Raw genomic sequence first — 23,051 nt, 5'->3', positions numbered from 1 at the left:
CCTCGGGCTGCTGAACCCCCGGCCGGGTCGTTCGAACAGGTGTTCGACCAGTGTACGTCGCTCCGATCGTGCCGTCCCACCGCCGGGCCCACCCGCGGCGTCGCGTGGCCTGTCATCATCGGGGCATGCCCGATCGACGCCCCACTCCGCCCGATCGCCGGGCCGCCCTGCGTCGTGACGCCCGCACCGCGACCCACTGGACACGCGTCCTGCTGGCCCAGCCGCGCCTCCTGCTCGCCGTGAAAACGGCGCTCGCCGCGGCCCTCGCCTACTGGATCGCGCCGCGGGTGCCCGGCGTCGCGGCCGACTACCCCTACTACGCGCCGCTCGGCGCCGTGATCGCGATGTACCCGACGATCAAGAGCTCGCTCCGCCAGGGGCTCCAGGTGCTCCTCGGCCTGGTCGTCGGCATCGGCCTCGCCACGGCAGTCTTCGCGCTGCAGGACGGACAGCCCGGGGTGCTCGCCGTGGCACTCGTCGTCGGGGTCGGCGTGCTCGTGGCGGGCATCCGCTGGCTCGGTGCCGGACGCGACTGGGTGCTGACCGCCGGGCTCTTCGTCCTGCTGCTCGGCGGCGCGAACGCCGAGGCGTACTCGCTGGGCTACATCGTCCAGATCGGGGTCGGCGTCGTCATCGGCGTCGTGGTCAACCTGGTGCTCGTGCCGCCGCTCTACGCCTCGCGCGCCGAGGCCCGCCTCACCCGGGTGAAGGACTCCCTCGCCGACCGGGCCGACGAGATCGCCGGCGTCTTCGAGACGCCCTGGCCCCTCGAGGACGACGAGTGGGAGCGACGCGTGGGCGTCCTGCCGAGCACCCTCCGCCGCGTGCGCGAGACCGTCGCGTACGCGGACGAGTCCCGGCACATGAACCCGCGGTGGATGCTCCGCCGCCGCGACCTCGGGCAGGAGTACGCCGACCTCGCCACGTACGAGCGCGTCTCGTTCCACCTGCAGGACGTCGCCGAGGTCTCGGGCATCCTCGGCCGTCGGATCGGCCGCCAGATCGGCATGCCCGACGACCTCGCGCCCGACGTCGCCCACGCCGTGCACGGCGTCGCCACCGTGATCCGGCGCCACGGGACCGAGGACGTCGACGCGTTCACCGACGCCCGGCGCCGCGTCGCCGATCTCTGGGACGCCGTCGACCACCATCGCGACCGCCCGACCACCGACACGAGCGGCGGAGTCTCCATCGCCGTCTCGCTCGGGCGCATCATCGCCGCGCTTGACCCCGACGACACCACGGCACCCCGCCCCGAGGACGACGCCGCCGAGGAGGCGCGCGCGGCGGACGACGACGACACCGGCGGCCGGGTGGGCGGCACCGACAGCACGGGGCCGGTCGACGACGACAGCGCGCCCCGCGACACCGCCCCGCACGACACCGTGCAGGACGGCGACGCCGACCCTGCCCGCTGACCCCGATACGGCGCTCACCCCTGGGGAGCAGTACGGTTGACCGGGCACCGGCGCCGAGACGCGACCCGTGCCCTCCGCGGCCGGGGCGGTCGACGGGAATGCCCGTCCCCCCTGTGCGTTGACACCCGTGGCCCCGAGAACCCCCGCCGCCTGATCGACCAGCGACGACACGATCGCCGCCCTCCCACGAAAGCTGCACTGTGACAGACACCACCACCCTCATCATCCTCGGAGCCAGCGGAGACCTCACCGAGCGTCTGCTGCTCCCCGGCCTCGCGAGCCTGCTCAAGAGCGACCGCGGCGTCGACGTCCAGCTCATCGGCACCGGCCGCAGCGAGCGCAGCCCCGAAGAATGGGACGACGTCGTCAAGACCGCCTTCAACGGCGACGCCGGCAGCGACCTCGCCAAGAAGACGCTGGCGTCGAGCCGGTACATCCAGGGCGACCCGACCACGGTCGAGCACCTGAAGGCCCTGTTCGAGGCCAGCGAGGGCACTCCGGTGATGTACTTCGCCCTGCCGCCCGCGATCAGCACCAAGGTGATCCAGGCGCTCGCCGAGATCGACCTGCCCGACGGCCTGCGTCTCGCGCTCGAGAAGCCGTTCGGCTCGGACGAAGAGAGCGCTCGCGAGCTGAACGCCGAGCTGCTCAAGATCGTCCCCGAAGAGCGCATCCACCGCACCGACCACTTCCTCGGTCGCGCCACGGTCCTCAACATGATCGGCCTGCGCTTCGCCAACCGCCTGTTCGAGCCGGTCTGGAACAGCGAGAACATCGAGAAGGTCGAGATCTTCTACGACGAGGTCCTCGGCCTCGAGGGTCGCGCCCAGTACTACGACAAGGCCGGCGCGCTGATCGACATGATCCAGAGCCACCTGCTCCAGGTGCTCGCCGTCATCGCGATGGACGCCCCGTCGAGCATCGACTCGGTCGAGCTGCGCAGCGAGATCGCGCGCGTCCTGCGGGCCACGTGGGTCAAGGACGCCGACCCGGTCGCCTCGAGCCGTCGTGCCCAGTACGCGGCCGGCACCATCGACGGCAAGGACGTCCCCGCGTACGCCGACGAGGACGGTGTCGACAACGACCGTCAGACCGAGACCCTCGCCGAGGTCGAGTTCGAGGTCAAGACCCGCCGCTGGGCCGGCGTCCCGTTCATCCTGCGCTCGGGCAAGGGCATGACCAAGATCCGCAAAGAGGTGCTCATCACCTTCAAGCCGGTCCCGGCGCTGCCCGAGGGTCTCAACGGCTCGTCGACGCCCGACACGCTGCGCATCGAAATCAGCCCCGAGACGATGGAGCTCGGCGTCACGACCAACGGCTCGGGCAACCCCTTCGACCTCGAGAAGTCGACGATGTCGGTCACCCTGGGCAAGCCCGAGCTCACGCCCTACGGCGAGGTGCTGAGCGGCATCTTCCACGACGACCCGACGCTCTCGATCCGTGGCGACGTGGCCGAGCGCTGCTGGGCGATCGTCGCTCCGGTCATCGAGGCCTGGAAGGCCGACCAGGTGCCCCTCGACACCTACGCCGCCGGTTCGACCGGCCCGAAGGACTGGCCCGCCTGATCCTCCGCCTCACCGTCCACGGCCGCCCCGCTCGTCAGAGCAGGGCGGCCGTCGTCGTGTCGGGCGCCTACGCCGTCGTCGTCGCGGCCTTCGCGCGCGAGATCGCGTCCGCGGCGCGCACCAGGGCCAGGTGCGAGAGCGCCTGCGGGGTGTTGCCGACGTGGCGTCCCGTGGCGACCTCGATCTCCTCCGAGAGCATGCCGACGTCGTTGCAGTATCCGACCAGCCGGTCCATCAAGGTGACGGCGTCGTCGACGCGTCCCGAGGCGGCGTACTGCTCGGCCAGCCAGAACGAGCAGGTCAGGAAGGGGTTCTCGGCCCCGTCGAGGCCGTCGACGCCGCTCTCGGTGCGGTAGCGCATGAGCAGGCCGTCCTGCAGCAGGTCGTGCTCGACGGCGGCGACGGTGCCGAGCATGCGGGGGTCGTCGGCGGCGACGAACCCGACCTGCGACAGCTGCAGCAGGGACGCGTCGACCTCGGTCGTGCCGTAGTGCTGGGTGAAGGAGGCGCGGTCGGCGTTCCAGCCGTGGGTCTCGATCTCGGCGCGCAGCTCGTCGCGCAGACTGCGCCAGCGGTCGAGCGGGCCGTCGAGGTCGAACTGCTCGACCCCCTGGATCGCACGGTCGAGGGCGGCCCAGATCATCACCCGCGAGTGCGTGAAGTGCTGCAGCTCGCCCCGGATCTCCCAGATGCCGTTGTCGGGCCGGGTCCAGTTGTCCTCGACGTACTGCATGAGGGCACGCTGCAGGGGCCACGAGTATTCGCTCTCCTCGACGCCGAGCAGACGGGCCTCGTGCAGGGCGACCATCACCTCGCCGAAGATGTCGCCCTGGTACTGCTTGTACGCGGCGTTCCCGATGCGCACCGGCGAGGCGCCGTCGTAGCCGGTGAGCTGCTCGAGTTCGCTCTCGTGCAGGTACCGTTCGCCGGCCAGGCCGTACATGATCTGCACGTCCGCGGGGTCTCCGGCGATGGCGCGCAGCAGCCAGCCGCGCCACCGGTCGGCCTCCTCCGCGTAGCCGTGCAGGATGAGCGCCTGCAGCGTCATCGACGCGTCGCGCAGCCACACGTAGCGGTAGTCCCAGTTGCGCGAGCCGCCGAACTGCTCGGGCAGGCTCGTGGTCGCGGCGGCGACGATGCCTCCGGTGTCCTCGTTGGTCAGGGCCCGCAGGATCAGCAGCGATCGGCGCACCTCGCGGGTGTAGACCTCGGGTGCCGAGCACCGTGACGACCAGTCCTGCCACCAGGTGACGGTCTCGTCGATGCGCGCGGACACGTCCACGGCGGTCGGCGGTTCGCGGTGCGACGGGTACCAGGTGAGGCTGAGGTCGACCGTCTCGCCGGCGGGGACGTCGAACGTGGCCTCGTGCGTGTGGTCGGTGGCCGTGAGCCGGGGGCCCCGGACGACGACGGCGTCGGGCCCTGCCGTGGCGACGAGTGCGGTGCCGTCGCCCTCGGGGACCTGCCGCACCCAGGGGACGGCCGTGCCGTAGCCGAAGCGGATCGCGAGGTCGACGTGCATCGAGACGGTGCCCGAGACGCCGGTCACCCGGCGGACGACGTCGGCCCGCCGATCGCCGTAGGGCATGAGGTCGGTGACCTCGACCACGCCGGTGGGCGTCGTCCAGCGGGTGACGAGCACGAAGGTGTCGTCCACGTAGCGGCGGGTCGAGGTGGCGTCGGCGTCGGCGGGGGCCACGAGCCACCGCCCGGCGTCGTGGTCGCCGAGCAGGGCGCCGAAGGTCGACGCGGAGTCGAAGCGGGGGAGGCAGAGCCAGTCGATGCTGCCGTCGGAGCCCACGAGGCATCCGGTGTGCAGGTCGCCGATCAGTGCGTAGTTCTCGATGGGCAGGGGCATGCGCTCATCAAACCAGCGCGCCCCCGGTCGGGGTCGGCGTCGCAGGGCCCAGGGGTCAGGGCCCAGGGGTCAGCGTTGCAGCGTCGGGTCGGGCCAGAGCGTCTCGACCTTGGGCTTCTGTCGCCGGGTGCGAGCCCAGACGACGAACCCCGCGAGGGTGAAGGCGCCGTAGAAGACGTACATGAACGCCGACGCGTAGTAGCCGGCGCTGAACAACAGGGGAGTGCCGACGAGGTCGACCGCGACCCAGATCAACCAGAACTCGACCCAGCCCTTGGCCATGCCGTAGGTGGCGAGGAGCGACCCCGTGAAGATCCAGGCGTCGGCCCAGACGGGCTCGTACGACCCCAGCAGGCGGAAGACGGGAGTCAGCAGGGCGGTGCCGCCGACCAGGCCGACGACGATCAGCACCCGGTTCTTCCACCCCGCCCAGCGGGGCTCGACGGCCACGCCGCCGGTGTCGCCGGCGTGCTTCCAGCGGTACCAGCCGTAGATCGACACGACGATTAACATCACCTGGCGTGCGGCCTGCCCGAGCAGGTTCACCGGGTTCGGGGTGTCGAACACCGCGCCGAGGAAGACGGTGAACAGCAGCGCGTTGCCCACGATGCCGATCGGCCAGGCCCAGACCTTGCGTCGCATGCCGCCGAGGGCGCTGAGCAGACCGAAGACGTTGCCCACCACCTCGCGCCAGAGGATCGTCTGGTCGCCGATGTGCAACTGGGCGTCGAACAACCACAGCAACGGATTCATCGGGAGGCTCTCTTCGGTCGGGGAGGCGGGTGGTGCGGGACCACGGCGTCCCCGAGGCGCAGGGCGCCTGGTGCTGCAACGAGTGTGGCACGAGGGCCATTCCCGGGTGGCACAGTCCCGGATGGCACAGCCCCGATCGCACAGCCCCGGTGCCGCCGCCGGGGTCAGGCGAAGAGCTGTTGCTCGACCCGGTCGTCGAACACCCCGAGCAGCAACCACGAGTCGCCTCGGCCGTCGAGCGCCAGGTCGAAGGTGCCGTCGACCCGGTGGGCGCCGTCGGTGAGCGGCACCGCGTCGACCCGCCAGACCGTCATCTCGAGCAGGTGTGCGCTCGCCCCGCGCGGTGCCCGGGTCGCCGACCGCCACCAGTCGGTGCGCGTGACCCAGAGCTCGGGCGAGCTGACGACGCCGTACACGACCCCCCGCCACTCGAAGCGCAGGGGCGCCCCGTCGGCGGTCGTCTCGACCGGGACCTTCTCGTCCACCCTCATCTGCCGACCTCTCGTTCGAATGTGTGTTCGAACGGAGTCTACGAATCCCCACCGACATCGGCCACCCCCTCTGTGGGCGGGGAGCCGAGGCGCCGGGGTCGCACGCGGTCTCACCAGCCGGGCAGCGCCTCCTCGACGTGGGCGACCGCCTCGCGGGGCAGGCCGGCCACGTCGGCGAAGGACCGCCACCGCCGCACCGCGTCACGCACCTCGTCGACGATGCCCGACGCGTCCCGCACCAGGAAGCGGTCGGCCAGGCGCATCACGTCGGCCCGCGAGACGTCGCGGTACGCGCCGTCCACCCCCATGAGGTGCTGGTACGTCCACCGCCCGGTCGGGTTGTGCGCGAACGTCACGTCGTACGCGGGCGACAGCCCCCACGACGCCCCGGGCCCCGCCAGCAGGAACGACGAGTTCTTCGTGTGGTCGTCGTTGTTGGCCGCCAGCACGTTGAAGACCATCCGGCGGAACGCCTGCGCCATCGCCTCGTCGCCCAGCCCCAGGCGACGGACCACGTCGAACAGCTGCCCGTAGTCGTGCGCCTGTCGCTGCCGGAAGTCGAGATGGGCCGCCCCGCACAGCGTCAGGACGTGCGCCTTGCCCTCGACCCGACGGTCGAACCGACGCGTCATGAAGTGCGAGCGCCCGTTCTCGTCGAGCAACCGGCACTCGGCCATGTCGATCCCCGCCGCCCCCGCCATCAGCGAGTACGCGTACTCGACCCGACCGGCGAGGCCGCCCGACCCCAACTCGGAGTCCAGGCCCAACCCGTCCAACTTGATCAACCAGTGCTCGAACCCGTCCGGAGCCGCCAACTGACCCGACCGGATCTCGCCCGTCCCACGGTTCCACGCGACCACCGCCTTCGCCCGCGCCCCACCCGCCGACGTCCCCACCTGGATCAAGGACCGGATCGCCGACTCGGTCTCGTGGTCGTCGCTGAAGCTGGCGTCCAGCACGCTGCGCGCCCCCTCGACGAGCGCGCTCAACTCGAGCGCGCTCGTCGTCCGCTGACGCGGCCCCCTCGAGGGTCGGAACTCCAACGCCCCCATGGCCCGGTCCGCCATGTACGCCAACCGGTCCAGCGGGCTCACCTGCTGCCGCGACACCCCCTGCCGCACCAACCAGGCGTCGATCACCGCGTTGCCGAAGTCGTCCGGCATCGCGTCCGCCAGCACGGCAGGAAGCCGGTGGAACGTCGCCTCGGGCAGCTGCGGGAAGACGTGTCGTCGGGTACGGACCGGCATCGTCAGCGGCGCCAGCTCGATGCCCCGAGCCACCCAGTCCGGGTAGTACTCGAAGACGTACGCCCCGAGACCCGGGTCGAGCGCCACGGCCCCCACCCGCAGGCCCCACGCCGTCACCTCGACCGCCCGGACCGGGACCCAGCTCACGAGCCGTCGCCCGACGATCGTGCGCCCCGCGGGCGGTACACCCGACGTCGCGGCTCGTCGCCCGACGACCGCAGTACGTCGAGCGGGCTGACGGCGCTCGCCGGGGCGATGTTCCCGAGGGCGTCGTCGGCACCCAGGGCCCGCAGGACTCGGACGAGCGAGCGCAGGGTGCTGCCCCGCCCGGCCTCGAGGGACTGCACCGTGCTGGGGGACAGGTCGGCTCGTCGAGCGAGCTCGACCTGGTCGAGCCCCTGGTCGAGCCTCAGGCGACGGACCTGTTCGCCGACCTGACGTTCACGCTCGTCGGTCGAGACGAGCGAGGGTGCGCTCGCGGATGGTGCCTGGTCGTCGTCGAACACGATGCTCCAATCACGGGATGAATCACGATAACAGCAAATATCACCCAGAAGACGGGACTATTCCACTATTCCGGGAACGCCACGACCGGTCAGGGTCGGTCGATCACGCCGTTGTCGAGGAGTTGCTCCCACAGGCCGGCGCCGTCGGGTGCCGACACCCAGACCACGTCGCTGCCCTCGGCGTGCTCCGACCGCGACCGGCCACCGGCCAGCACGGCCTCGCTGGGTGAGAGCTGGCGGATGGCCACGGCGGCGACGTTCTCGGGGTGGTCGTGCAAGAACGTCCCGTACAGCTCTTCGTCGTGCTGCCCGTCGTCGCCGACGAGCAGCCACTTGAGTTCGGGGAACTCGTCGGCCAGGCGGCGCAGGGACTCCTGTTTGTGCTGACGTCCGCTGCGGAAGATCCGGTCGTGGGTGGGGCCCCAGTCGGTCAACAGCAGCGCGCCGCTCGGGTACAGGTTGCGGGACAGGAAGCGGGACAGCGTCGGCGCCACGTTCCAGGCTCCCGTCGACAGGTAGATGACGGGGCACCCGGGGTTCGCCGCGTTCAGGCGTTCGTACAGCACGGCCATGCCGGGCACGGGGCGCCGGGCGTGCTCGTTGAGGACGAAGGTGTTCCAGGCGGCGAGCAGCGGCCGGGGCAACGAGGTGACCATCACGGTGTCGTCGATGTCCGAGACGATGCCGAACCGCGCCTCCGGATCGATGACGAAGATCGGCGCCTCGACCGGCACGGACCCTTCGGTGGTCAGGGTCGCGACGTGCCAGCCGGGTTCGAGGTCGACGGCGATGCGAGCGTCGAGCACGCCGCCGCGGTCGGCCTGGACGCGCTGGACGCGACCGCCGAGCGAGATCTCGACCAGGGCCTTCTCGACGGGCACGCTCGTGAAGCTGCGCCACCCCCGGACGTTGAGGCGGTCGACGCCCGACAGCGTGCCCGTCCGGGTGAGAAGGACGCGCGACAGCACCCGAGCCCATCCCGGGGCGCCGTAGCCGGTGTACGGCACGACCGTGGGGAGGAGTCCACGACGCCGGGCCCGCTTCTCGCGGAAGCGGTGGACCGAGTTCTCGATGCGGGCCGCTCGGTGGAGGAAGGGCTCGACGGCGGCGGGCGGTGCCTTGCGGGTGTCGGGCATCCGCTCAGTCTCGCACGACGGGTCGTCGAACGGGCGGGTCAGTCGACGGGAGCGAGCAGACCGGGGTGGTCGACCGACGACGAACCGACCTCAGGGCCGACCTCGTGGTGCAGCAGGCGCTCGGCGATCTCGTCGCTGAGGCCCGCGATGCCCTGCACCAGGTCGTCGTCGCCCTCGGTCTCGGGGTCGAGCCAGTCGTCCATGACGTCGGTGCCGACGAGCACCGGCATGCGGTCGTGCACCTCGGACACCGGACCCGAGGAGGCGCGGGTCAGCACGGTCGTCGACAGCAGCCACCGAGACGGGGCGCCGACCTCGGCCGACGGGTCGCGCCACCACTCGTAGAGCGCACCGAACAGGACCACCTCATCGTCGGGCAGCCGCACGAGGACGGGGCGTTTCGAGCCGTCGGGCAGGGTCTGCCACTCGTACCAGCCCGTCGCCGGGACCAGGCCACGGCGCGAGACCACGGCGTCGCGGAAGGACGGCTTCTCGGCGGCCGACTCGGATCGCGCGTTGAAGAGTGGGGGACCGGAGTCGGGGCCCGCCGAGCCACCGGGCACGAGACCCCAGCGGGCCGCCGCGAGTCGTCGGACGGGCGGGCCCCCGGCGTCGGCACCTCGAGGTGCCGCGTCGACCAGGAGACTCACCGGCCGAGTCGGAGCGATATTCCAGGAAGGCTCTGGGAGAGTGTCTCCTGATACATCGACGTCGAACAGGGCCACCAGGTCGCTCGAGGCGCGTGCCATCACGAATCGTCCGCACATGCGCTCCATTCTGGTGGCAGCCGCCGACATCCGGTGACCGACACCTCGGTCCCCTTCCGACGTCATCGCACCGTGCCCGACCCCGTCGAGGCATCGCCACGAAACGGAGAAACGTTGCTCGTCACCGACGTCAATGACGCACTGCCCGGGGGTTCACCGCTGCTCAGGAACGAGCCCGTCCAGGCTCGCAGTTCCGCGCGCCTCACCGGACTGCTCGACGCGGCCGCGGCCATCATCGACGAGATCGGCTACGAGCGTCTGACCACGGCCATGGTCGCCGAGCGGGCAGGTGCCTCGATCGGCACGGTCTACCGCTACTTCCCCGACCGCATCGCGGTCGTCGACGCCCTCGCCCTGCGGTCCGTCCAGCGCCTGACCGTCCGGGTCGGCGAGGCCGTGTCCGACGACGCCGTCACCGACTGGCGTCGCGCCGTCGACCTCTTCGTCGACGCCAAGGCCGAGATGTACCGCAGCGAGCCCGGCTTCCGCGCCATCCGCTTCGCCGACGCGCCCGACGTGCGCACGCCCGAGACGCGCCAGTACGCGAGCCCGTTGGCCGAGCAGTTGCTCGCGGTCTTCGTCGAGCACTGCGCGGTCCCGCGCACCGACGAACTCGAGCTCGGCCTCCAGGTGGCGGTCGAGATCGCGAACGCCTTGCTGGCGCGAGCCTTCATCGACGACGCCGAGGGTGACGACCGCTTCGTCGGCCAGTGCCGCACGGTGCTGACGGGCTACCTCGAGCCCCTCGTCGGCACGCACTGACCTCGCGGGCCGTGTGACGGCCGGCGTCAGGGGCCCCGGCGGGGTCGATGACACATCGTCGAGATCTGTGGTTGGGTGAACGCCCTGGCAAGTGTCGATTCGTGCTGCCCACGAGGAATGAGCCACCCATGATCGAGTTCCGTTCCGTGACGAAGCAGTACCCCGACGGCACCCTGGCGGTCGACGACTTCAGCCTCGTGATCCCGTCGCGCAAGACCACGGTCTTCGTCGGGTCCAGTGGGTGCGGCAAGACGACGATCCTGCGGATGATCAACCGCATGGTCGACCCGACGTCCGGCGTCATCGAGATCGACGGCGAGTCCATCGGCGATCTCGAGCCGGTGCGACTGCGCCGCAGCATCGGCTACGTCATGCAGAACTCGGGCCTGTTGCCGCACCGCAAGGTCGTCGACAACATCGCCACCGTCCCGGTGCTCAAGGGCACGTCCAAGAAGGCCGCCCGCGACCGTGCCCTCGAGCTGATGGACACGGTCGGGCTCGACCGCGACCTGGCCCAGCGCTACCCGAGCCAACTGTCCGGTGGGCAGCAACAGCGCGTCGGCGTCGCCCGCGGCCTCGCCGTCGACCCGAACATCCTGCTGATGGACGAGCCCTTCGGTGCCGTCGACCCGCTCGTCCGGTCCGACCTGCAGCAAGAGCTCATCCGGTTGCAGCGCGAACTCGACAAGACCGTCGTCTTCGTCACGCACGACATCGACGAGGCCTTCTACCTGGGCGACCAGGTCGTCATCCTCGAGAAGGGCGGCCAGATCGCCCAGCAGGGCACTCCCGCCGAGATCCTCTCGGCTCCGGCGACCGACTTCGTCGCCGAGTTCATCGGTGCCAACCGGGGCAAGCGAGCGTTGCACGTCGAACAGACCCCGACCGGTCAGGTGGTGGTCGACGGCGACGGACGCACCGCCGGTGTGCTGACCGAACCGGTCCGAGGTGGGCGGACGTCGTGAACTGGATCTGGTCCAACAGCGACTACATCCTCGACAAGACGATCGTGCACCTGGGCCTGAGCGTGCCGCCGGTCATCCTGGCGTTCGTCATCTCGCTGCCGATCGGCTGGTTCGCGAACCGGTACCGGGTGTCGCGGGGCATCCTCACGGTCGCCGGTCTCTTCTACGCGATCCCGTCGCTGCCTCTCCTCATCGCCCTGCCGGTGGTCTTTGGCACCTCGTTGCGCAGTCCCGTCAACATCGTCATCGGGCTCACCCTCTACGGCATCGCACTCATGGTGCGATCGGTGGCCGACGCCCTCGCCGCCGTCGAGGCGGATGTCACGCAGTCGGCGACGGCCGTGGGCTACTCGTCCTGGCAACGGTTCTGGCGGGTCGAGTTCCCCCTTGCGGGTCCGGTCATGCTCGCCGGCTTGCGGGTCGTGGTGGTGAGCACGGTGAGCCTGGCCACCGTCGGCGGCGTGCTCGGCGTGAACGGTCTCGGGCTCCTCTTCATCGACGGTTTCCAGCGCGACATCACCGCCGAGATCGTGGCGGGGATTGTGCTGACCATCGTCATGGCCCTCGTGCTGGACTTCCTGCTCGTGCTCCTCGGGCGCGTCCTCATGCCCTGGAGCCGCAAGGACGCCCGGCTCAAGCCGGTGGCTCCCTCGCGGACCCGCCAGAAGGTCGTGCTGCCGTGAACTTCTTCGTCGAGGCGTTCGCCTGGCTCGCTGACCCGGTCCACTGGACCGGTGCCGACGGCATCCCCACGAGACTGGGCCAACACCTCTGGTACAGCGCTCTCTCGGTGGTGATCGCCTCGGTGATCGCGATCCCCGTCGGTTACCTCATCGGACACACCGGCCGTGGTCGGTCGATCGCGGTCTCGATCTCGGGTGGCGCGCGAGCCCTGCCCTCCTTCGGCGTCATCACCCTGATCGCCCTGTCCGTCGGCATCGGCCTCACCGCGCCGATCATCTCGTTCGTCATCCTGGCGATCCCGTCCGTGCTCGCCGGTGCCTACTCGGGGTTCGAGGCCGTCGACCGCAAGACCGTCGACGCGGCGCGGGCTGTCGGCATGACCGAGTGGCAGATCATGGCGAAGGTCGAGGTGCCCCTGGGGCTGCCCCTCCTGATCGGCGGCATCCGGTCGGCCGTCCTCCAGGTCGTCGCGACGGCGACCCTCGCGACCTTCGTCGGCGCAGGTGGTCTCGGCAGCTACATCATCACGGGCCTGCGGGCGAACGACTACCCGAAGATGCTGGCGGGCTCCATCCTCGTCATCGCCCTCGCGGTCGTCCTCGAGATCCTCTTCTCGATCGTCCAGCGCCTGGTCGTCCCCGCCGGGGTCACGGCCGGACGTCCCTCCGACACCCGTTCCAAGGCCGTCCGGCCCGGGGCGGTCACGGCAACACCCCTCACGAAAGGCACACAGTGATCACAGCGAACAAGAAGGGCCGGCTCACCGTTCTCGGCGCAGTCGCGATCGGGGCCATGGTGGCCCTGGCAGGGTGCGCGTCGAGCGACCCGCTGAGCTCCGGCGACTCGTCCGCGTCGGGCGACGGCGACACGCTCGTCATCGGCTCGCAGCAGTACTACTCGAACGAGATCATCGCCGAGCTCTACGCCCAGGCGCTCGAGGCCAAGGGCTACAAGGTCGACCGTCAGTACCAGATCGGTCAGCGCGAGGTCTATCTGCCCGAGCTCGAGTCGGGCAAGATCGACGTCTTCCCCGAGTACACCGGCAACCTGCTGCAGTACTACGACAAAGAAGAGACCGCGAAGTCGCCCGAAGAGGTCGAGACGGCCCTCGCCGCCGCCCTGCCCGACGGTCTGACCGCGTTGAAGGCCGCCGCGGCGTCCGACCAGGACAGCTACAACGTGACGAAGGAGTTCTCCGAGGACAACGACATCTCGAGCCTGGCCGACCTCAAGAACTACTCGGGCACGCTGACTCTGGGTGCTCCGCCCGAGAACGCCGAGCGCCCCTACGGCCCTCCCGGCCTGAAGAGCATCTACGGCGTCGACGTCACCTCGACCCCGATCGACGACGGCGGTGGCCCGTTGACGGTCAAGGCCCTCACCGACGGCAGCGTCCAGCTCGCCGACATCTACACGGCCAGCCCGTTGATCGCCGAGAACGACCTCGTCACCCTCGAGGACCCCGAGAACATGATCCTGCCGCAGAACGTGGTCCCGATCGTGTCCGACAAGGTCGACTCGGACGCGCAGGACGTCATCGACAGCGTCGACGCGGTCCTGAGCGCCTCCGACCTGCAAGAGCTTAACTCGAAGAGCCAGACCGACAAGGAGTCCTCGGCCACCATCGCTAAGGACTACCTGACCGAGAAGGGCCTGCTCGACAGCTAGGCACCCTCGTCGAAGAGCCCCGTTCCGTCCGCGGAGCGGGGCTCTTCGTCGTCCTGGGCCCCGCCCCGAGGGCGAGCACGAGGAGGCGCGGGTCAGGACGCGTCGTCGCTCGCGTCCCCGGCGGGGTGCGCCATGTGGCGCTCCTCCCGGCGGTGCAGGACCTTCTTCACGACGACGACGAGCAGGACGAACACGGCGATGATGCCGACGAAGACGTAGCCGGCCTGGTGGAGGCCGTCCGCGAGCTCACGGTAGCTGCCCGCGGCCGCCGCGCCGACGGAGACGTAGGCGAGCGCCCAGAGGATGCAGGCGGGGGCCGTCCAGGTGAGGAACGTCCGGTAGCGCATCGGACTCGTACCGACGGTCAGCGGGATCAGCGAGTGCAGCACCGGCAGGAACCTCGACACGAAGACGGCGATGCCTCCCCGTCGGGCGAGGTAGTTCTCGGCCCGGACCCAGTTCGCCTCGCCGAGGCGTCGGCCGAGCGCGCTCGCCCGGATCTTCGGTCCGAAGAAGCGGCCGAGGGCGAACCCGACGCTCTCGCCCACCAGGGCGCCCAGGACGAGGGCGACCACGAGCGCCCCGAACTCGAACGGTGACGCCACCGCCGTCGCCGACACGATCGCCACCGTGTCGCCCGGCACGATCAGGCCGAGGAGCACCGACGTCTCGAGCACCATGGCGATGCCGGCCAGCACCGTCCTCAGCACGGGGTCGACGGACTGCACCAGGTCGAGCAGGGTCGTCAGCACGTCGTTCACCCGGCCGAGCCTATTCACAGCGAGTGCACGGCGCCCGGATGCCATAAACGACAGGTGTCGTGTATCTACGGATCTATGCTCGTCACGTCCCGACGGTGCGACGCACGACCACCACCACCACCATCCGAGGGAGAAGGCGCATCCCGATGAACGAGCTGCTCGACCCGCTGCTGTTGTCCCGCTGGCAGTTCGGGCTCACCACGATCTACCACTTCCTGTTCGTGCCCCTCACGATCGGCATGGCGTTCACGGTGGCGGTCTTCCAGACGGCGTGGGTGCGCACCGGCCGCATCCACTACCTGCAGCTGACCCAGTTCTTCGGCAAGATCTTCCTGATCAACTTCGCCATGGGCGTCGTGACCGGCATCGTGCAGGAGTTCCAGTTCGGCATGAACTGGTCCGACTACTCGCGCTTCGTCGGCGACGTGTTCGGCGCCCCGCTCGCCCTCGAGGGCCTGCTCGCGTTCTTCCTCGAGGCGACCTTCATCGGCATCTGGATCTTCGGCTGGGACAAGGTGCCGCCGAAACTGCACCTGCTGAGCATCTGGGGCGCCACCGTCGGCAGCATCCTCTCGGCGTACTTCATCATCGCCGCGAACGCCTTCATGCAGAACCCGGTCGGCTACGACATCAACGAGGAGAAGGGTCGGGCCGAGCTCACCAGCATCTGGGAGGTGCTGACCAACAAGGTGGCCCTCGCCGCGTTCCCGCACACGATCTTTGCCTGCTTCATGGTCTCGGCCGCGGTCATCGTCGCGGTCGCCGCCTGGCACCTGTCCCGCAACCAGCACCTCGAGACGATGCGTCCGGCCCTGCGCTTCGGCCTCTGGACGATGGTCGCCGCCGGCGCGCTCACCTTCATCACGGGCGACCAGCTGGGTCTCGCCATGGTCGAGACCCAGCCCATGAAGATGGCGGCCGCAGAGGCGCTGTACAAGACCAGCACCGGCGCCGACGCCTCGTTCTCGATCTTCACCCTGGGCACGCCCGACGGGGTGCACGAGCTCTTCAGCATCCGCGTGCCGTACCTGCTGTCGTTCCTGTCGACGCACACGTTCGACGGCACGGTCGAGGGGATCAACGACCTCCAGGAGCAGTACGTGCAGCTCTACGGTCCGGGCGACTACACCCCGATCATCTGGGTCACCTACTGGTCCTTCCGCTGGATGATGGGCCTCGGCATGGTCAGCGTCCTCGTCTCGCTCGTCGGCCTCTGGATCACCCGCAAGGGGCGCCTGCCGCAGAACAAGTGGGTGTGGCGGGCCGCGGTCTTCAGCTACCCGATGCCCCTCCTCGCGATGATCGTCGGCTGGGTCTTCACCGAGATGGGTCGGCAGCCCTGGCTCGTCTTCGGGCTGCTCAAGACCGAGGACGGCGTCTCGCCCGGGGTCACCGGCCTGACGGTGCTCATCTCGCTCGTCGCCTTCACCCTGATCTACGGCACGCTCGCGGTCGTCGAGTTCAAGCTCATCGTCAAGGCCGCCCAGCAGGGGCCGGCCGACGCCCCCGAGCCCGACCCCGTGTCGGGCGAGATCCGCCACGAGGCGACGGTCTACTGATGCCCACGACCCCCACCGAACCGACGCGAGAAAGGCTCTGACCATGGACCTCCCCACCCTGTGGTTCGTCATCCTCGGCTTCTTCTTCGTCGGCTACTTCGTGCTCGACGGCTTCGACTTCGGGGTCGGCATGTCGCTGCCCTTCCTCGGGCGCGACGACACCGACCGGCGAGTGCTGATCAACACGATCGGGCCGGTCTGGGACCTTAACGAGACCTGGGTCATCGTCGCCGGCGCGTTCCTGTTCGCCGCCTTCCCCGAGTGGTACGCCACGCTGTTCAGCGGCTTCTACCTCCTGATGCTGCTCATCCTGCTGGCCCTGATCGCGCGGGGCGTCTCGTTCGAGTACCGCCACCAGCGCCCCGAGTCCTCGTGGAAGCGCCGTTTCGACCTCATGATCGTCGTCGGCTCGGCCGTGCCGGCGTTCGTCTGGGGCCTCGTCTTCGCCAACGTCGTGCAGGGCGTGCCGCTCGACGAGGGGCACAACTACACCGGGACGTTGCTCGACCTGCTCAACCCCTACGCCCTGCTGGGCGGCCTCACGACCCTGCTGCTCTTCTTCACGCACGGCGTGGTGTTCGTCACGCTCAAGACCGAGGGCGAGATCCGCGGTCGGGCCCGGCGTCTCGCCACCCGAGCCGGGGTCGTCACGATCGTCGTCGCCGCGGCCTTCCTGGCCCTGACGTCGCTGATGCACGGGACCCTCGTGTCGGTCGCCCTCTCGGCCGTGGCCGCCGTCACGTTGATCGCGTCGTTCGTGGCGAACCTGCGCGGGCGGGAGGGGCGGTCCTTCGGTCTCATGGCCGTCACGATCGCCCTGGCGGTGTCGAGCCTGTTCGCGGCGCTCTTCCCCGGGGTGATGCCGGCGAGCAACGATCCGGCGAACAGCCTCACGATCGCCAACGCGTCGAGCTCGACCTACACCCTGACGATCATGAGCTGGGTCGCCCTCGTCTTCGTCCCGCTCATCCTCGGCTACCAGGGCTTCACCTACTGGATCTTCCGCAAACGGATCACCCGTGCGGCGATCCCGGCCGCGCACTGAGCCGGCGACCGTGAAGCCGCTCGACCCGCGCCTCCTGCGCTACGCCTCCGCCGCTCGGGTGTTCCTCGGGCTCGGCGCCGTGCTCGGCCTCGCGCAGACGGTCGCGATCGTCGGCGTGGCCTGGTTCACGACGACGGCCGTGGTCCAGGTCGTCGAGGGGAGCACCTCCGGGCTCTCGACCGCCCTGCTGGGGCTCGGCGTCTCGGTGGCGGCGCGGTCGCTCGTGGCGTGGGCGCTCGAGGTGACGGCCGCGCGGGCCGCGGCGCAGGTCAAGAGCCAGCTGCGGGGCCGGGTCGTCCGGGCGGTCGCCGACCGGGGGCGCGCCTGGGTCGACCGGCACTCCTCGGCGCGCGTCGCGACCCTGGTCGGCCCGGGGCTCGACGCCCTCGACGAGTACTTCGCGCGCTACCTGCCCCAACTGGTGCTCACGGCCTTCGCGACGCCGCTGCTGATCGTCGTCATGGCGCTGCACGACTGGTTGTCGGCCCTGATCGTCGTGCTGACGTTGCCCTTGATCCCCGTCTTCATGGTGTTGGTCGGGTGGACGACCCGTGCCGCCCAGAACCGGCAGTGGGACCGTCTGACGCACCTCGCCTCGTCGTTCGCCGACGCCGTGGGCGGGGCGTCGACCCTCAAGGCGTTCGGTCGTGAGCGGCGCCAGGTCGAGCGGATCGGCCGCCTCACCGACGACTACCGGGTCGAGACGGTCAAGGTGCTGCGCGTGTCGTTCCTCAGCGGCTTCGTGCTCGAGCTCGCGGCGTCGTTGTCGGTCGCGCTCGTCGCCGTGTCGATCGGCATCCGGCTCGTCGAGGGCTCGATGGGGCTGACCGCCGGGCTGTTCGTGCTGCTGCTCACCCCCGAGGCCTATTTGCCCCTCCGCCAGGTCGGTGCGAACTACCACGCCGCGGCCGACGGGGTCGCGGCGGCGGAGGACGTCTTCGAGCTGCTGGACGACGAGCCGGGCGACGTCGCGCCCCGGGCGACCGGGTCGACCGGGTCGACTGGGTCGACCGGGTCGACGACCGTCGCCGATCGGGCCGAGCCCCGCGTCGAGGCCGACGCGCTCGTCGTCGACCGGGTCTCGGTGAGCCGAGGAGGCGCGGTGCGGCTGGCCGAGACCTCGTTCGTCGCCGAGACGGGTCGCGTCACCGCAGTCGTCGGCCCGAGCGGCGCCGGGAAGTCCACCCTGCTCGACGCGGTGCTGGGGCTGGAACCGTGCGAGGGCCGGGTGGTCTGGCGTTCGTCGGGCCGTGCCCCCGCCCGCCACGAGATCGCCTGGTCGGGCCAGTCGCCGATGCTGTCGTCCGGCACCGTCGCCGAGAACGTTGCCTTGGGCGACGCGGGTGAGCCCGACACCGAGGCCGTCGTGCGCGCTCTCGACCTGGCCGGCGCGGCCGGCCTCGACCCGGCGCTCGTGCTCGGGGCCGGCGGCCAGGGGGTGTCCGGCGGCCAGGCGCAGCGGGTGTCGGTGGCCCGGGCGCTGTACCGGCTCGACCGCGTCGGGGCGCGCCTCCTGCTGGTCGACGAACCCTCGTCGGCGCTCGACCGCGTCACCGAGGCCCGGGTCGTCGAGGGCCTCCGTCGCATCGCGGCCTCGGGCGTGGCCGTGGTGGTCGTCACGCACCGCCGCGCCGTGAGCGACGCCGCCGACGTCGTCGTCCCGATCGGAGGCCTCTCGTGACCCGCTCGTTGCTCCGCACCGCCCAACCCGGTCGGCGCCGGGCCGCCCCCGGCATCGTCTTCGGGTCGCTCAGTGCCTTGTCGGCGGTGGCGTTGCTCGCGGCGTCGGCGTACCTGATCACGCGGGCCGCCGAGCAGCCGCCGATCCTCTACCTCTCGCTCGCCGTCGTCGGCGTCCGCGCCTTCGCCCTGACCCGGGCGGTCTTCCGCTACCTCGAACGGTTGTCGAGCCACGACGCGGCCTTCCGCCAGCTGGCGGTGGTCCGCACCGAGCTCTACCGGCGACTGATCCGCGTGGCCCCGGCGGGTCTGGGCCGCACGGATCGCGGCGACCTGCTGGCGCGCGTCGTCGGCGACGTCGACGCCCTGCAAGACCTTCCCCTGCGGGTCGTGCAGCCGCTCGTGGTGTCGGGTCTGACCTCCGTCGTGGCGGTCGTCGGCGTCGCCCTCGTGTCCCCGGCGGCGGCGGTCGTCCTGGCGGGCGCACTCGTCGTCGCGTTCGTCGTCGGCTGCGTCGCCGCCGACCGGCTCGCCCGCCGCAGTGAGCGCACCCTCGCCGACCGGCGCGGGGCGCTCTCGGCCGCCGTGGTCGACCTCGTGCAGAACCTCGACGTGCTCGTCGCCTTCGAGGCGGTGGACCGCCAGCTCGGCCGGGTCGCGGGGCTCGACGACGACCTGCGCCGCGCCTCCTCGCGTCGGGCCCTGACCGGGGGCGTCGTCGCCGCCGTGCTCTCGGCGCTGTCGGGTGCCGCCGTGCTCGCGACGATCCCCGTCGTCGCGCCCGACGTCGCCTCGGGCGGGCTGACCGGCCCGGCCTTCGCGTTGGTCGCCCTCGTGCCCCTCGCCGTCTTCGAGGTCGTCGGAGCCGTCCCGACGGCCGTGCTGGCCTGGCGTCGCGTCCGGGCGAGCGGCGACCGCGTCGAGTCGGCGGTGCCGGTCGAGGTGCCGGCCGGCGTCGTCGACGACGAGGCCGTCGGGGGGTCGGACGTCGGCACCCTCGAGCTCGCCCGGTCGGACGGCTCCGCCGTGTCGGCCCCCGCGCCCGCCCTGCGTCTGCGCGGCGTCTCGGCGACGTGGCCGGGGGCGGCCGGCCCCGCGCTCCGCCGCGTCGACCTCGACGTGGCCGTGGGCGACCGCCTCGTGGTCGAGGGCCCGAGCGGCGCCGGCAAGACCACCCTGGCCTCGGTGCTGGCCCGGTTCGTCGAGCACACGGGTCGCTACGAGGTCGGGGGAGTCGACACCGCCACCCTCGCCCCGGCCGCCGTCCGGGCCACGGTCGGCCTGATCGAGCAGACGCCCTACCTCTTCGACGAGTCCCTGCGCCAGAACCTGCTCTTCGCCCGCGACACGGCCACCGACGACGACCTCCGCGCGGTGCTGGACCGCGTCGGACTGGGTCGCTGGGCCGCCGAGCGCGGCGGGCTCGACGCGCCGGTGGGCGAGCGGGGCGTCCTCGTCTCGGGCGGCCAGGCCCAGCGCATCTCACTGGCCCGTGCCCTCCTGCGGGGGTTCCCGGTGCTCGTGCTCGACGAGCCCACCGCCGGACTCGACCCCGAGACCGCCCGTCGGCTCGTGCGTGACGTCCTCACGACGGCCCGCGACGACGGCTCGACGGTCATCGTGATCTCGCACGTCGAGGTGCCGGCCGAGCTGGTGACGCGTCGCGTGCGCATCGAGGCGGGCCGGCTGAGCGAGGTCGAGGTCGAGCCCGACCTCGAGTCCGGCGTCTCCCTCGACGACGACGCCTGACGGCTCGACGTCGCCGCTCGACGTCGCCGCGGGCGTCGGGCCGCCGTCGTCGGGCTGCGGTCAGACGCCGATCGGTCGTCGCAGGCGGTCGAGTCGGCCGCGCCAGAGCGCGAGGCGCCCGGGTTCCTCGGCCGGGGCCGGGCCGTCCACCCAGCCGGTGACGATGCGGATGCCGTGCAGTGCGCTGAGGCTCCACACCTCGAACCCGTCGAGCTCGTCCGGCCGCGTGTGGTCGTGCAGCACGTCGACGCCGAGGACGGCGGCCAGCGTCGTCAGGCTGCGGACCGTCACACCCGGAAGGCGGGGCAGGTCGTCCGCCGGCAGGCAGAGGGCGTCGCCGCGCCACCAGACGATCGAGCTCCAGGCGCCCTCGACGACGTGCCCCTCGGGCGAGAGCAGCACGGCCTCGTCGGCCCCTCGGGACCGGGCGTCGGCGACGAGCGATCCGAGGGCCGCGAGGTCGGGGCCCTTGACCGTGGGCTGCGTGCGGGGGTCACGATCGGCCGTCGCAAGGACGACCGATCGGCGGCGCGGGGGAGCGGGCCGGAGGCGCAGCCGCAGCCGTGCCCGTCCGTCGTCGTCGGTTCCGTCGTCGGTGCCGTCGCCGGCGACGAGCTCGGCGCGCGGGAACCAGGCACCCGACCGGGGCAGGGCCCCCACGGCCGCCGTCCAGAACGCCGAGACCTCGTCCGCGTCGGGCCCCCCGGCCACCTCGGCGACCGAGCCGGCGAACCGGTCGCGGTGCACGTCGAGCGCGAGCGTCGAGCCGTCGTCGACCAGCCACGAGTCGGCCACGAGGAGGCGCGGGTCGGCCTCACCCGTCGCTCCGTCCCGGCGCGTCGTCAGCTCGTCGCCCTGCCAAACGTGCAGCACGTCGCCTCCCGGCCGCTCGGCACTCATCGGGTCGGGGCTCCACTCATAGGATCAAGGGTATGCGCCCTGCGGTCGTCCGATCTTCCCTGCCGTGGCGCGACCCCGAGGCCGTCGTCCGGCACCTGGCCGCGACCGGCGACGTCGTCTGGCGCGACGCCGGGGTGGACGCCACCCGGGGCCGGTCCGTCGTCGGGTGGGGCCCGGCCCGGACGGGCGACGTCCGCGACGGTGGCGCCGACCGGCTCTGGCACGAGGTCCGCGACGACCTGGCCGACGTCGAGCCCGACAGCCACCCGCTCGGCTGGGCCGGCTGGCTCGGCTACGGTTTCGGCTGTCGACTGCTGGACCGTGACGCCACCGAGGGGCACCGCCCGGCGGCCACCGCCTCGACCGTCGCCGCCGAGGGAGACCCCGCCGACCTCGCCCTGCTCGACGTCGACCGCGCCCTGGTCTTCGACCACGCCGCACGCTCGGTCGAGGCCGTCGCGCGGGCCGGCGACCCGTGGCCCCTCTCGGTGGCCGAGGCCTGGGCCGACGTGCCGCCGGAGCCCCCGGTGCCCGGGGCGACCCGCGCCTCCTCGGTGGGCTCCGCCCCGCCCTCCGTCCGCTGGCGGCACAGGCCCGACGAGTACCTCGCCCTGATCGAGGGCTGTCGGCGGGCCATCGCGGCCGGCGAGGCGTACCAGCTCTGCCTGACGACGGCGGTGGACGTCGACGGGCCGGTGGACGCGCTCGAGGCCTTCGCGCGCCTCCGTCGGTCCTCGCCGGCTCCGCACGCCTCGTTCGTGCGGATCGGCGAGGTGGCCGTCGTCGGGGCGTCGCCCGAGTCGTTCGTCGAGGTGACGATCGACGGCCGGGTGTCGTCGTCGCCGATCAAGGGCACGCGACGCCGCGGGTCAGGCGCCGACGACACGGTGCTCGCGCGCGAGCTCGTCGAGAGCGAGAAGGAGCGCGCCGAGAACGTCATGATCGTCGACCTGGTCCGCAACGACCTCGCCCGGGTGGCCCGCCTCGGCACGGTCGAAGTGTCCGAGCTGCTCGCCGTGCACTCGTTCGAGCACGTCCATCAGCTCGTCAGCACGGTCCGGGCCCGACTCGGGGCGGGGTGCACCGCGGCCGACGTCGTCGAGGCGGCCTTCCCGGCCGGGTCGATGACCGGCGCGCCGAAACGTCGGGCCGTCGAACTGCTCGCCGACCTCGAGGGGGCACCCCGGGGGGTCTACTCGGGCGCGACGGGCTGGCTCGGACGGGACGGCTCGGCGAGCCTCGCGATGACCATCCGCTCGATCGTGGTGCACGGCGCCCGGGCGGCGAGTGCGGGACGGCCCGCGCGACCGGCGGGTGCGCGCGTCGGCGTGGGCGGCGGCATCACCATCTCGTCGGTGCCGGTCGACGAACGCGACGAGGTCGAGCTGAAGGCGTCGGCCCTGCTCGCCGTGCTCGGCGTCCGTGCCGCCGACGGGGCTCCGGTGCGCATGTCGTGACGGGGCGCGCCGTTCGGTAGCCTTGGCGAGGATCGCTGAGCCCAGCGCACGTCGCCGTGCCCTCGCGCGGGCGATCCGCA

General features: G+C 71.4%; 21 protein-coding genes. 12 read left to right on the top strand and 9 right to left on the bottom strand.

Annotation, left to right across the window (positions count from 1 at the left end):
- Positions 1–125: 125 nt before the first annotated feature.
- Both BIV04_RS02470 and BIV04_RS02465 read left to right on the top strand, forming a co-directional pair.
- A complete protein-coding gene (locus BIV04_RS02470) occupies positions 126–1,418 on the top strand; it encodes an aromatic acid exporter family protein (RefSeq protein ID WP_071253830.1) in 1,293 nt (430 codons plus the stop codon).
- Between the two features lie 200 nt (positions 1,419–1,618).
- Entirely contained in the window at positions 1,619–2,983 is a 1,365-nt protein-coding gene (locus tag BIV04_RS02465) for a glucose-6-phosphate dehydrogenase (protein WP_071253828.1), read from the top strand.
- 67 nt (positions 2,984–3,050) lie between these two features.
- Here BIV04_RS02465 and BIV04_RS02460 read toward each other — a convergent pair whose 3' ends face one another.
- The 7 genes from BIV04_RS02460 to BIV04_RS02430 all read right to left on the bottom strand — a co-directional run bounded on the left by BIV04_RS02460 (position 3,051) and on the right by BIV04_RS02430 (position 9,723).
- The gene (locus BIV04_RS02460) at positions 3,051–4,841 is read right to left on the bottom strand and encodes a glycoside hydrolase family 15 protein (protein ID WP_071253826.1); all 1,791 of its coding nucleotides are present in this window, start codon (positions 4,839–4,841) and stop codon (positions 3,051–3,053) included.
- 69 nt (positions 4,842–4,910) lie between these two features.
- The gene (gene pnuC / locus BIV04_RS02455; protein WP_071253824.1) at positions 4,911–5,594 is read right to left on the bottom strand and encodes a nicotinamide riboside transporter PnuC; all 684 of its coding nucleotides are present in this window, start codon (positions 5,592–5,594) and stop codon (positions 4,911–4,913) included.
- Between the two features lie 164 nt (positions 5,595–5,758).
- Positions 5,759–6,085 carry a DUF6504 family protein gene (locus BIV04_RS02450; RefSeq protein WP_055972315.1) on the bottom strand — a complete coding sequence of 109 codons (327 nt, stop codon included), beginning with the start codon at positions 6,083–6,085 and terminating at the stop codon, positions 5,759–5,761.
- A 110-nt stretch (positions 6,086–6,195) separates the two neighbouring features.
- A complete protein-coding gene (locus tag BIV04_RS02445) occupies positions 6,196–7,479 on the bottom strand; it encodes a type II toxin-antitoxin system HipA family toxin (protein WP_071253821.1) in 1,284 nt (427 codons plus the stop codon).
- Positions 7,476–7,838, bottom strand: a complete 363-nt coding sequence (locus BIV04_RS02440) for a helix-turn-helix domain-containing protein (protein ID WP_071253820.1) — start codon at positions 7,836–7,838, stop codon at positions 7,476–7,478. The genes BIV04_RS02445 and BIV04_RS02440 overlap by 4 nt, the downstream gene beginning before the upstream one ends.
- Before the next feature lie 89 nt (positions 7,839–7,927).
- A complete protein-coding gene (locus tag BIV04_RS02435) occupies positions 7,928–8,974 on the bottom strand; it encodes an App1 family protein (RefSeq protein ID WP_071253818.1) in 1,047 nt (348 codons plus the stop codon).
- Positions 8,975–9,012: 38 nt separating this feature from the next.
- A complete protein-coding gene (locus tag BIV04_RS02430; RefSeq protein WP_071253816.1) occupies positions 9,013–9,723 on the bottom strand; it encodes an SOS response-associated peptidase in 711 nt (236 codons plus the stop codon).
- 132 nt (positions 9,724–9,855) lie between these two features.
- Here BIV04_RS02430 and BIV04_RS02425 point away from each other — a divergent pair, with 132 nt between their 5' ends.
- From BIV04_RS02425 to BIV04_RS02405, 5 genes are all read left to right on the top strand, one after another.
- Positions 9,856–10,503 (top strand): TetR/AcrR family transcriptional regulator, encoded by a 648-nt coding sequence (locus tag BIV04_RS02425; RefSeq protein ID WP_071254679.1) that lies wholly within the window; start codon positions 9,856–9,858, stop codon positions 10,501–10,503.
- A gap of 128 nt (positions 10,504–10,631) precedes the next feature.
- Complete coding sequence (locus tag BIV04_RS02420; RefSeq protein WP_071253814.1) at positions 10,632–11,468, top strand: ABC transporter ATP-binding protein; 837 nt, start codon at positions 10,632–10,634, stop codon at positions 11,466–11,468.
- Positions 11,465–12,151: an ABC transporter permease gene (locus tag BIV04_RS02415; RefSeq protein ID WP_071253812.1), complete on the top strand. Its 687-nt coding sequence runs from the start codon at positions 11,465–11,467 to the stop codon at positions 12,149–12,151. The genes BIV04_RS02420 and BIV04_RS02415 overlap by 4 nt, the downstream gene beginning before the upstream one ends.
- On the top strand, positions 12,148–12,888 hold the full coding sequence (locus BIV04_RS02410) for an ABC transporter permease (RefSeq protein ID WP_071253810.1): 741 nt from the start codon (positions 12,148–12,150) through the stop codon (positions 12,886–12,888). Before BIV04_RS02415 ends, BIV04_RS02410 begins: the two co-directional genes overlap by 4 nt.
- Positions 12,885–13,820, top strand: coding sequence for an ABC transporter substrate-binding protein (locus BIV04_RS02405; protein ID WP_071253808.1), 936 nt, complete (start codon positions 12,885–12,887; stop codon positions 13,818–13,820). The genes BIV04_RS02410 and BIV04_RS02405 overlap by 4 nt, the downstream gene beginning before the upstream one ends.
- Before the next feature lie 92 nt (positions 13,821–13,912).
- Here BIV04_RS02405 and BIV04_RS02400 read toward each other — a convergent pair whose 3' ends face one another.
- Positions 13,913–14,581, bottom strand: coding sequence for a DedA family protein (locus BIV04_RS02400; protein ID WP_071253806.1), 669 nt, complete (start codon positions 14,579–14,581; stop codon positions 13,913–13,915).
- A gap of 146 nt (positions 14,582–14,727) precedes the next feature.
- On the opposite strand from BIV04_RS02400, the gene BIV04_RS02395 reads away from it, so the two are divergent.
- From BIV04_RS02395 to cydC, 4 genes are read left to right on the top strand one after another with little or no spacing between them, the layout of a single operon-like run.
- On the top strand, positions 14,728–16,140 hold the full coding sequence (locus BIV04_RS02395) for a cytochrome ubiquinol oxidase subunit I (RefSeq protein ID WP_071253804.1): 1,413 nt from the start codon (positions 14,728–14,730) through the stop codon (positions 16,138–16,140).
- Between the two features lie 43 nt (positions 16,141–16,183).
- Positions 16,184–17,185, top strand: a complete 1,002-nt coding sequence (gene cydB, locus BIV04_RS02390) for a cytochrome d ubiquinol oxidase subunit II (RefSeq protein WP_056226153.1) — start codon at positions 16,184–16,186, stop codon at positions 17,183–17,185.
- 10 nt (positions 17,186–17,195) lie between these two features.
- Positions 17,196–18,866, top strand: coding sequence for a thiol reductant ABC exporter subunit CydD (gene cydD, locus BIV04_RS02385; RefSeq protein WP_071253802.1), 1,671 nt, complete (start codon positions 17,196–17,198; stop codon positions 18,864–18,866).
- Positions 18,863–20,614, top strand: coding sequence for a thiol reductant ABC exporter subunit CydC (cydC, locus tag BIV04_RS02380; RefSeq protein ID WP_071253800.1), 1,752 nt, complete (start codon positions 18,863–18,865; stop codon positions 20,612–20,614). The genes cydD and cydC overlap by 4 nt, the downstream gene beginning before the upstream one ends.
- 60 nt (positions 20,615–20,674) lie before the next feature.
- On the opposite strand, the gene BIV04_RS02375 is transcribed toward cydC, so the two are convergent.
- Entirely contained in the window at positions 20,675–21,514 is an 840-nt protein-coding gene (locus BIV04_RS02375; protein ID WP_071253798.1) for an aminotransferase class IV, read from the bottom strand.
- Positions 21,515–21,546: 32 nt separating this feature from the next.
- Between BIV04_RS02375 and BIV04_RS02370 the strand changes: the two genes are divergently transcribed.
- A complete protein-coding gene (locus BIV04_RS02370; protein ID WP_071253796.1) occupies positions 21,547–22,971 on the top strand; it encodes an anthranilate synthase component I family protein in 1,425 nt (474 codons plus the stop codon).
- The last annotated feature ends 80 nt before the right edge of the window (positions 22,972–23,051 follow it).

Origin of the sequence: Frigoribacterium sp. MCBA15_019, from assembly GCF_001864945.1 — a bacterium.
Taxonomy (GTDB): Bacteria; Actinomycetota; Actinomycetes; order Actinomycetales; family Microbacteriaceae; genus Frigoribacterium.
This window is presented reverse-complemented; position numbering and strand designations above follow the sequence as displayed.

Excerpts from the sequence above, each read along its gene's own strand:
- BIV04_RS02470 (WP_071253830.1), top strand. The coding sequence starts at position 126 with ATGCCCGATCGACGCCCCACTCCGCCCGATCGCCGGGCCGCCCTGCGT.
- BIV04_RS02460 (WP_071253826.1), bottom strand. The coding sequence starts at position 4,841 with ATGCCCCTGCCCATCGAGAACTACGCACTGATCGGCGACCTGCACACC.
- pnuC (WP_071253824.1), bottom strand. The coding sequence starts at position 5,594 with ATGAATCCGTTGCTGTGGTTGTTCGACGCCCAGTTGCACATCGGCGAC.
- BIV04_RS02450 (WP_055972315.1), bottom strand. The coding sequence starts at position 6,085 with ATGAGGGTGGACGAGAAGGTCCCGGTCGAGACGACCGCCGACGGGGCG.
- BIV04_RS02435 (WP_071253818.1), bottom strand. The coding sequence starts at position 8,974 with ATGCCCGACACCCGCAAGGCACCGCCCGCCGCCGTCGAGCCCTTCCTC.
- BIV04_RS02430 (WP_071253816.1), bottom strand. The coding sequence starts at position 9,723 with ATGGCACGCGCCTCGAGCGACCTGGTGGCCCTGTTCGACGTCGATGTA.
- BIV04_RS02420 (WP_071253814.1), top strand. The coding sequence starts at position 10,632 with ATGATCGAGTTCCGTTCCGTGACGAAGCAGTACCCCGACGGCACCCTG.
- BIV04_RS02395 (WP_071253804.1), top strand. The coding sequence starts at position 14,728 with ATGAACGAGCTGCTCGACCCGCTGCTGTTGTCCCGCTGGCAGTTCGGG.
- cydB (WP_056226153.1), top strand. The coding sequence starts at position 16,184 with ATGGACCTCCCCACCCTGTGGTTCGTCATCCTCGGCTTCTTCTTCGTC.
- BIV04_RS02375 (WP_071253798.1), bottom strand. The coding sequence starts at position 21,514 with ATGAGTGCCGAGCGGCCGGGAGGCGACGTGCTGCACGTTTGGCAGGGC.
- BIV04_RS02370 (WP_071253796.1), top strand. The coding sequence starts at position 21,547 with ATGCGCCCTGCGGTCGTCCGATCTTCCCTGCCGTGGCGCGACCCCGAG.